At 66.9% G+C, this 8,900-nt stretch carries 8 protein-coding genes; all 8 read left to right on the top strand.

Translation table 11 applies throughout. The features are described from left to right. The first annotated feature begins 15 nt into the window (after positions 1-15). The 8 genes from thrB (at position 16) to recA (ending at position 8,828) form a co-directional block, all read left to right on the top strand. Positions 16-876, top strand: coding sequence for a homoserine kinase (gene thrB, locus VFZ97_07430; protein ID HEX6393257.1), 861 nt, complete (start codon positions 16-18; stop codon positions 874-876). A gap of 38 nt (positions 877-914) precedes the next feature. After that, entirely contained in the window at positions 915-1,067 is a 153-nt protein-coding gene (locus VFZ97_07425; GenBank protein HEX6393256.1) for a DUF5679 domain-containing protein, read from the top strand. A gap of 57 nt (positions 1,068-1,124) precedes the next feature. Continuing rightward, positions 1,125-2,396: a 30S ribosomal protein S12 methylthiotransferase RimO gene (gene rimO / locus VFZ97_07420; GenBank protein ID HEX6393255.1), complete on the top strand. Its 1,272-nt coding sequence runs from the start codon at positions 1,125-1,127 to the stop codon at positions 2,394-2,396. Beyond that, positions 2,396-2,986 carry a CDP-alcohol phosphatidyltransferase family protein gene (locus VFZ97_07415; GenBank protein ID HEX6393254.1) on the top strand — a complete coding sequence of 197 codons (591 nt, stop codon included), beginning with the start codon at positions 2,396-2,398 and terminating at the stop codon, positions 2,984-2,986. Before rimO ends, VFZ97_07415 begins: the two co-directional genes overlap by 1 nt. Positions 2,987-2,988: 2 nt before the next feature. Next, positions 2,989-4,251, top strand: a complete 1,263-nt coding sequence (locus VFZ97_07410) for a competence/damage-inducible protein A (GenBank protein ID HEX6393253.1) — start codon at positions 2,989-2,991, stop codon at positions 4,249-4,251. Position 4,252: 1 nt separating this feature from the next. Further along, positions 4,253-4,861: a 2'-5' RNA ligase family protein gene (locus VFZ97_07405; GenBank protein ID HEX6393252.1), complete on the top strand. Its 609-nt coding sequence runs from the start codon at positions 4,253-4,255 to the stop codon at positions 4,859-4,861. Positions 4,862-4,918: 57 nt separating this feature from the next. Then, positions 4,919-7,417 carry a xanthine dehydrogenase family protein molybdopterin-binding subunit gene (locus VFZ97_07400; GenBank protein ID HEX6393251.1) on the top strand — a complete coding sequence of 833 codons (2,499 nt, stop codon included), beginning with the start codon at positions 4,919-4,921 and terminating at the stop codon, positions 7,415-7,417. A gap of 361 nt (positions 7,418-7,778) precedes the next feature. Next, positions 7,779-8,828 carry a recombinase RecA gene (recA, locus tag VFZ97_07395; GenBank protein ID HEX6393250.1) on the top strand — a complete coding sequence of 350 codons (1,050 nt, stop codon included), beginning with the start codon at positions 7,779-7,781 and terminating at the stop codon, positions 8,826-8,828. Positions 8,829-8,900 lie beyond the last annotated feature (72 nt).

Below are 8,900 nucleotides of genomic sequence, written 5' to 3'. Positions count from 1 at the left end.
TAGCTTCGCCCACCGATGAAAGCCCGCGCCCCCGCCTCGTCCGCGAACCTGGGCCCTGGATTCGACACGCTTGCGCTTGCGCTGGCGCTCTACGTCGAGGTGTCGGTTGAGCCCGCGGACCGGTTGGAAGTGCGCACGAGCGGTTGCGGAGCCGAGCACCCGGCTGACGCGAGCCATCTCGCCGCCACAGTCGCAACCCGCGTCGCGGGACACGATCGGCTGAGGATCGAGGTGCATTCCGACATCCCTGTCGGACGTGGCCTGGGTTCATCGGCCGCGCTCGCGGTCGCCGCGGCCGCGGCAGCAGGCGCAGAGGATCCGTTCTCGTGGGGCGCCGCGGTAGACGGTCACCCGGAGAACGCTGCGGCATCCGCGTTCGGCGGGTTCGTGACGGCAACGACCGTCAACGGGCGGCCTGTCGTCCGCAAACTTCGACTGGATTCGCAACTCGAGTTCGTCGTCGTCGTTCCAGAGCGCCAGCTTCTGACGACAGAAGCGCGTGCTGCGCTTGCGGATCAGGTGTCGCATTCGGACGCAGTGTTCAACCTCGGGCGCATGGGACTGCTCATAGCCGGGATGGCCGACCGCAACGAACTGATTCCCGCAGCAGGAGAGGACCGGCTGCACCAGGACGCGCGCACGTCGTCGTTCCCCGAGTCGCCGGCGCTGCTTTCGGGGTTACGGGACGCTGGGGCGCTGATGTCGTGCTGGTCCGGAGCGGGCCCCTCGCTGCTCGCGGTGTGCGGCCCGGGCGGCTCCGAGCGGGTCGCCAGCGCTGCAAAGCAGCTGATGAATGATATGAAAATCACTGGAAACGCATGGGTCCTGGAGCCGGACATAGGGGGGGTCACCGTTTCGCACAGAACCAGTGAGTAGCGTGGTCGGGATCCATCAGCGACCCAGGAGGGACCGGTATGGCCACCTACGAGGGCTACTGCGTCAAGTGCAAAGAGAAGCGTCAGTTCGAAGGCCAGGAAGTGACTCTGGCCAATGGCCGCCCCGCGGCTCAGGGAACCTGCCCTGTCTGCGGCACCAAGATGAACAGGATGCTCGGCGGGAAGAAATGATTAGTGGGCGCCGGGCCCCCCGGCCCGGCGCCCACGGCTTCCCCCTAGACTCGCCCGGTGCGGTACTGGCTCGAGACCCTGGGGTGCCCGAAGAACCAGGTCGATTCCGACAAGCTGGCCGGCACACTCGAAGCTGAGGGTTACGCGCGGGCCGGCTCAGCCGAAGCCGCCGACCTGGTCGTCGTCAACACCTGCGCCTTCATCGAGGAGGCGAGGCAGGAGTCGGTCGACACGATCCTCGCCCTTTCCGAATCGCGCCGTGCCGGTGCCAGGTTGGTGGTGACCGGCTGCATGGCCGAGCGCTACGGGCAGGAGGTCGCCGAAGCGCTCCCCGAAGTCGATCTGGTGGCCGGCTTCGGTGTTCCGGTGACGCTGCGCCGTAAGGGCAACGGACCCCCGGGCCCTGAGCTCCCTTCGTTCGACCTGCTCAACCTCCCGCGCCCCAAGGCGTCGGCCCCGTGGGCGTACGTGAAGGTCGCCGAGGGGTGTGACCGCAACTGCGGGTTCTGCGCGATCCCGTCCTTCCGGGGGCGCCAGCGCTCCCGCCAACTCGACGACATCCTGGCCGAGGTCGACAGGCTCGGCGTCGAGGAGGTCGTGCTCGTGGCGCAAGATCTCGCCTCGTACGGGCGAGACCTTCCGGGTACCCGCCGGCGCCGGCTCATCGAGCCGCTCGTTCGCTCCGTGACCGAACGCGTGAGCAGGGTGCGGCTGCTGTACTTGTATCCATCTGAGCTCGACGACGGTCTGATCAACACGATGGGCGAAACCGGGTGCCCGTACTTCGATCTGTCGTTGCAGCACGTGTCGCGCCCGTTGATGCGGAAAATGCGTCGATGGGGTGACGGCGAGCGCTTCCTATCGCGCATCGAGCAGATCCGGCGAACCCATCCCGACGCGACGTTTCGCTCGTCGTTCATTGTCGGCTATCCCGGCGAGACGGAAGAAGACCACGACCAGCTGCTCGCGTTCCTCGAGCAAGCGGAGCTCGACTGGGCGGGGTTCTTCCCTTTTTCCAAGGAGGAAGGCACCTACGCCGCGGCGCTGCCGGGCCAGGTTCCTGCACAGATCGCCGCCGAGCGGCTGACCGAGGCCTCCGAGCTGCAGGACGAGATCACCGCCCGCCGGAGGCAGTCCCTTGTCGGTACGACCGTCAGGGTTCTCGTGGACGAAGCGGGATCTGCCCGAAGCCACCGGGAAGCACCGGAGATCGACGGCGTGGTGCGGGTACCTATGGACCTGGCGCCCGGCACGTGGACGGACGTGGTCGTGACAGCAGCGGAGGGGCCCGACCTCGACGCTGAACCGGTCCGAGCGGGAGCGCTCTGATGGCGACCAAGGTCGCCGGGAAGTTCGAGTCGTCCGCGCTCGCGACACCCGCCAACGCGGTCACCGCCAGCCGGCTTCTCGCCACGCCGCCGCTGCTCGTCCTCGTCGTGCACTTCGGGATCTCCTGGGTCGCCGCTGCAGCTTGGATCATCGTCGCCAGCACGGACTTTCTGGACGGCTGGATCGCCCGCCGCCAAGGGGCGACGACCTCGGGTGCGTTCCTCGATCCGTTGGCGGACAAGGTGCTCGTGCTGGGCGCTCTCGCCGCATTGGCTGTAGCGGGGCTGGCCAGCTGGATCCCTGTGACGATCATCGGCTTCCGCGAGGTCGCGGTAAGCCTGTACCGATCGTCTGTCGCGCGCGCCGGCGTGTCCGTGCCGGCGAGGCCGCTTGCGAAGATGAAAACGGCCGCGCAGGACGCAGCAGTCGGTTTCATCCTCCTTCCCGCGACCGGTCTGCATGACAGGTGGATCGGCGAGTCACTGCTATGGGTGTCGGTGGCGCTGGCGTTGATCAGCGGGGCCCAGTACTTCATGGACAGCCGCAGGCCCGCCGAGATGCCGCCTGTCGAGGCTGCCGTGGAGGTCTGAGCGTGAGGTGCGAGGTCCTCGCCGTTGGCACCGAGCTGCTGCTCGGGCAGGTGGTGGACACGAACTCTGCGTGGATAGGTGAGCAGCTCGCCGCTGCCGGGATCGACTGCCACTTCCAGGCGAAGGTGGGTGACAACCAGCCCCGTATCGTCACTGCGATCCGGCAGGCGCTGGCGCGAAGCGATGCGGTCATCTGCTGCGGCGGCTTGGGGCCGACGCAGGACGACATCACCCGCGAGGCGATCGCGGAGGTGCTCGGCGTCCCGCTCGAGCTGAACGAGGAGATTGCGGCGCGGATCGAGGCGATGTTCTCGAGCCGGGGACGGGGCATGGCGCTGAACAACCTTCGCCAAGCCGAGGTGCCGCGAGGCGCGACCATCATCCCGCAGGTTCGGGGCACCGCTCCGGGATTGATCTGCCGGCTCGGTGACCGGACCATATACGCGGTTCCCGGGGTGCCGGGAGAGATGCGCGAGATGGTGGAGCGGGCGGTGGTTCCGGATCTGGTGTCGTTGTCGGGGGTGCGGGCGACCATCGAGAGCCGAACACTCCGCACGTGGGGGATGGCCGAGTCGACTCTGGCGGAGGTGCTTGCGCCCCGGCTGACCGCGCTTGACGCGGCCGCCGCTGCCGGCGGTGTGGTTCCGACGATCGCGTTTCTCGCGAGCGGGATAGAGGGCATCAAGGTCCGGATTACCACCAAGGCCTCGACGGAGGAGGCTGCCGAAGCCGCGATCTCTGCCGAAGAGGGGGAGGTGCGGCGGCTGCTGGGCCCGGTCGTTTTCGGGGTCGACGACGAGACGATGGAAGCGGCGGTCGGCATGCTGCTGACCGAACGCGGTCTGACCCTGGGGGTCGCGGAGTCTTTGACCGGCGGCCTGGTCGGCAGCCGGTTGACCGCCGTGCCCGGTGCCAGCGACTGGTTCCGCGGCTCGATCGTCGCTTACGCAACCGAGGCCAAGCGGAAGTTGCTGGGCGTCGGAGACGCTCCTGCGGTCAGCGAGGAGACGGCTCTAGGAATGGCCGCCGGCGCTGCCGCCGCGCTCGGGGCCGACGTCGGGCTGTCGCTCACAGGTGTGGCCGGCCCGACGGAGCAGGACGGCCAGCCGGTCGGGACGGTGTGGATCGGCATGCACATGCCCGCTGTTTCCGACGAGGCACGGCTGCTTCGTCTCGCCGGCGACCGTGATCAGATCCGCCAGATCGCCACCATCTCGGCCCTCGACTGGTTGAGGCGCACGCTTCTGGGTTCGGCGGAGGGCTGAAGTGCCGGCGCGCCGCCGGCTGTTCGTCGCGGTGTGGCCTCCGGCAGAGTTGCTGGACAAACTGGCCGGTCTCGAACGTCCCAAGGTGCCGGGTCTCCGCTGGACGACGAGGGACCAGTGGCACGTGACGTTGCGTTTTCTGGGTTCTGTGGCCGAGGACGAGGTCGAACCCTTGGTCGGGAGCCTGGATCGCCTGGCTGCAGTGCCGGCTTCGGTGGTCGCCCGACCAGTCGTTGCCGTCGCCGGCCCGGGACCGAAGAGATTGGGAAGCGGCGTATGGATGCTCCCGGTCGCCGGGTTGGAGCTGCTCGCTGCGGCGGTGGACAGACTGGTGGGCGCGGGTGGTGGCGGCGACGCAGACGCAGTCGCAGACGCCGACGCAGACGCCGAAGCCGACGCCGACGCCGACGGCGAAACAGGTCCCGCTCAGCCCGAGAGGCCGTTTACCGGTCATTTGACCCTTGCGCGCGCGAAGCGGCCTTCGGCGCTGCGAGATTTGCCGGCCCCGGCCATCAAGTCGACCTGGAACGTCGACGAGGTGACCCTCGTTAACAGCACGCTGCACCCGCACGGCGCGCGCTACGAGGTCATCGAACGCTGGCGGTTCTAGGGCTCGCCCTCCGAAGAACACACACCAGCACCCCGCATCGCCGGGTAGCTTGCCAACATGCCCGGCTCCCTTCTCGGAACCCGCGTCCGTCGCGTCGAAGACCCCGAACTCCTCACCGGGCGCGCGACGTTCATCGCCAACCTCCGCGTCGAGGGGATGGCCCGAGCGGTCTTCGTTCGTTCGCCGATCGCACACGCGCGCATCACGGGAATCGATACCGCCGAGGCTGCGAAGTCGCCCGGGGTCATCGCGGTATTCACCTCAGCCGATCTCGACATCGCGCCTTTCCACGGGTTCATGGTGTTGAACCCGGCATGCGCCCGCCCTCCCCTCGCCGACGGCAAGGTCCGGTTCGCAGGGGAGCCCGTTGCGATCCTCATCGCCGAAAACGAAACCGCCGCCCTCGACGCCGCCGAGCACGTGATCGTCGACTACGACCCGCTGCCGGCCGTGGCCGATGTGGAAGCCGCGGTCGCCCCCGGCGCACCGCTGCAATTCGAAGAGATCGGCAGCAACGTCGTCGCCGGCATGAAAGGCGCTGTGCCCGAGGGCACCACCCCGTTCGAGGGCGCGGCACGGGTCGTGCGCGCCCAACTCGAGAATCAGCGGATTGCAGTCCTGCCGATGGAGGGGAACGCAATCGCGGCGATCCCGCACGACACATCCGAGCCCGGCAGCGCCCATGACCTCACCGTCTACGTTTCAACCCAGATGCCGCATCTCTTTGCGCGCATGGCTTCCAAGATCATCGGCGTTGATTCCGAGCGGATGCGCGTCGTCGCCCCTCACGTAGGTGGAGGGTTCGGGGGCAAGGCGGGTGTCATCGCCGAGCACGCCGTGGTGATGGCTGCGGCGCTTCGCCTGGCTCGCCCGATCGCGTGGATCGAAGGTCGCTCAGAGAACCTCGTAGCCATGCCCCACGGGCGCGGGCAGATTCAGTGGGTGGAGGTCGGTTTTCGTGAGGCCGGCACCATCACCGGGATGAGGTGCTGCGTCCTCGGCGACGCAGGTGCCTACGCCGGCTTCGGGGGCGCGCTCGCCATAGGGCCGACGCGCATGATGGCTCAGGGCGTCTACGACATCCCCATCATCGAGTACAACGTGGCGGTCGCGGTCACCAACACGACACCGATGGGAGCTTTCAGAGGCGCTGGCCGTCCCGAAGCGGCCGAGATGCTCGAACGGATCATGGACATCGCCGCCGACGAACTCGACATCGATCCGGTCGAGCTCCGCCGGCGCAACTTGCTCCCCGCGTTCGAAGATCCGCTCACGACCGTGATGGGGACGACCTACGACAACGGCGACTACGGCAAAGCGCTAGACGAAGTCGTCCGCCTCGCCGGCTACGAGCAGCTCAGATCCGAGCAGGACGAGCGACGCCGTCGCGGCGACCGGTGGCAGTTGGGAATTGGCGTGTCGGTATATGTCGAGATAACCGCGGGTGGCGGTGCCCAGGAATACGGGTCGGTCGAGATCGACCGCGACGGCTGGGCGACGATCCGCGTCGGAACGTCCGCGCACGGTCAAGGGCACGCCACCGCCTTTGCGATGATCGTCTCGGACCGCCTCGGCATACCCATCGACTCGATCCGTTTCGTGCAATCCGACACCGCGCAAGTACCGCGAGGTGGTGGTACCGGCGGGTCCCGCTCGCTGCAAGTGGGCGGGAGCGCGGTGTTGTCCGCCGCGGAAGCCGTCCTTGAAAAAGCGAAAGCCCTCGCGGCGGCCGAGCTCGAGGCGAGCTCCGACGACATCGTGGTGCACGACGATGGCCGCGTCGGTGTGGCCGGCGTGCCGTCAACCGCGCTCACGTGGGCGCGGTTGGCCGAACTGGCGGAGTCGGCTGCCGGCGATGCCGGCGATCCTGGCGATGCCGGCGATGCCGGCGATTCCGGCGATGCCGGCGATTCCAGCGACTCTGGGGACTCCGGGGACTCTGACCTTGGTCCGCTCGCTGCGGCGATCGATTTCAACCAGGGAGGCGCGACCTTTCCTTCCGGCGCGCACGTGTCGGTGGTCGAGGTCGACACCGAGACCGGCTTGGTGAGGCCGCTTCGCCACATCGCAGTCGACGACTGCGGACGAGTCCTCAATCCGTTGCTTGTCACCGGCCAGCAGCACGGGGGGATCGCGCAGGGAGTCGCGCAGGCATTGTGGGAGCAGGTTGTCTTCGATGCGGATGGGAACCCGCTCACTGCGAATCTCGCCGATTACGCGATGCCCAGCGCCGCCGAGTTTCCTTCCTTCGAAACCGAAAACGTCGAGACGCCTACGCCGCGCAACCCCCTCGGCGCGAAAGGCATAGGCGAGTCCGGGACCATCGGTTCCACTCCTGCCGTGCACAACGCCGTCGTGGACGCACTCTCGCATCTGGGTGTGCGTCATGTCGCCATGCCGTGCACTCCCGAACGGGTCTGGCGTGCGATCCAGGCTGCGGCTGCGGGGCTCGACGGAGGTGACAGACCCCTCTGGCGTGACCCTCCGGCGGCGTTCGATTCGCTTCCTGTGGCGGGTCAGGCGCAGAGGCCGGAAGCCGCTGACGCCGATATCTGACTCCGGTTCACGTTTCACGTTTCGCGTTTCGACGTTTAGGCGGTCACGCTGACGATTCGCTCGGGCTCTTGTGTTTTTGCGGGACATATGGCTTCTGCGGTGCAATCGCGACCCTCATCCGGTTGCCCTGTCCCGCAGAAACGATTTGTACCTGAAAAAGGGGAGGGTTGAAGCGGCCAAGGCGCTCTTGCGAGACACTCCGGGAGAGCGGCAGGAGGCGAGGGCTGACGGCCGAGGGGGCATCCACCTCCGAACACCTGTTCGGCTCTACACTCGTGAAAACAACACGGCTGTAAGCCGTCACACCCCGTTCGTAGGGTGAGCCCCCGTACCGACAACGAGGCGAGAGGAAGGCATTCCGGTGGAGCGAGACAAGGCCCTAGAGATGGCAATGGGGCAGATAGAGAAGCAGTTCGGCAAGGGCGCCATCATGCGGATGGGCGAGAACGTCAACATGGAAATCGAAGCGATACCGACCGGCGCCCTTTCCCTTGACATCGCCCTCGGTATCGGGGGCCTGCCTCGCGGGCGGATAGTCGAGATCTACGGTCCCGAGTCCTCGGGTAAGTCGACGCTGGCCATGCACGTCGTAGCCGAAGCGCAACGCAACGGTGGGATCTGCGCCTACATCGACGCCGAGCACGCAATGGATCCGGTATACGCCAAGGCGATCGGGGTCAACGTCGACGATCTTCTCATCTCCCAGCCCGACACCGGCGAGCAGGCGCTCGAGATCGCCGACATGCTGATCCGGTCCGGAGCCCTCGACGTCATAGTCATCGACTCAGTTGCTGCGCTCACCCCGCGCGCCGAGATCGAAGGTGACATGGGAGATACCCACGTCGGCCTTCAGGCCCGGCTGATGTCGCAGGCCCTCCGCAAGCTGACCGGCACCCTCAGCAAGTCCAAGACCATCGCGATCTTCATCAACCAGTTGCGAGAGAAGGTCGGGGTCATCTACGGCTCGCCTGAGGTCACCCCGGGCGGGCGGGCATTGAAGTTCTATTCCTCGGTGCGTCTGGACATCCGCCGCGTGGAATCGATCAAGGACGGGGCAGAAGTCATCGGCAACCGGACACGCGTCAAGGTCGTGAAGAACAAGACAGCGCCCCCATTCCGCCAAGCGGAGTTCGACATCATGTACAGCAAGGGGATCAGCCGCGAGGGATCCATGCTCGATGTGGCTGTCGACCTCGGGATCGTCAAGAAGTCGGGTGCCTGGTACACCTACGAAGGCGAGCAGCTCGGACAGGGCCGGGAGAACGCCAAGGCGTTCATTGGCTCCAACCTCGAGCTGATGATCGAGATCTCCGAGAAGGTCCGTCAGCAGGTAGGCATGGGCGACCAACCGCTGGACGTCCCCATCGGTGCCGACCCGGCCGACGACGAGCCGATCAGCCTCGACGACTGATACACCTCGACGCCGGGCGTCGAGGACTATCGCCATCGCAACGTCCGGGTCGTCCTGCTTCGCAGAAAACGG

The sequence above is a fragment of the Acidimicrobiales bacterium genome, from assembly GCA_036378675.1.
GTDB lineage: Bacteria > Actinomycetota > Acidimicrobiia > Acidimicrobiales > Palsa-688 > DASUWA01.
Note: the sequence above shows the minus strand (reverse complement) of the source record. Positions and strands in the feature narration are given on the sequence as shown.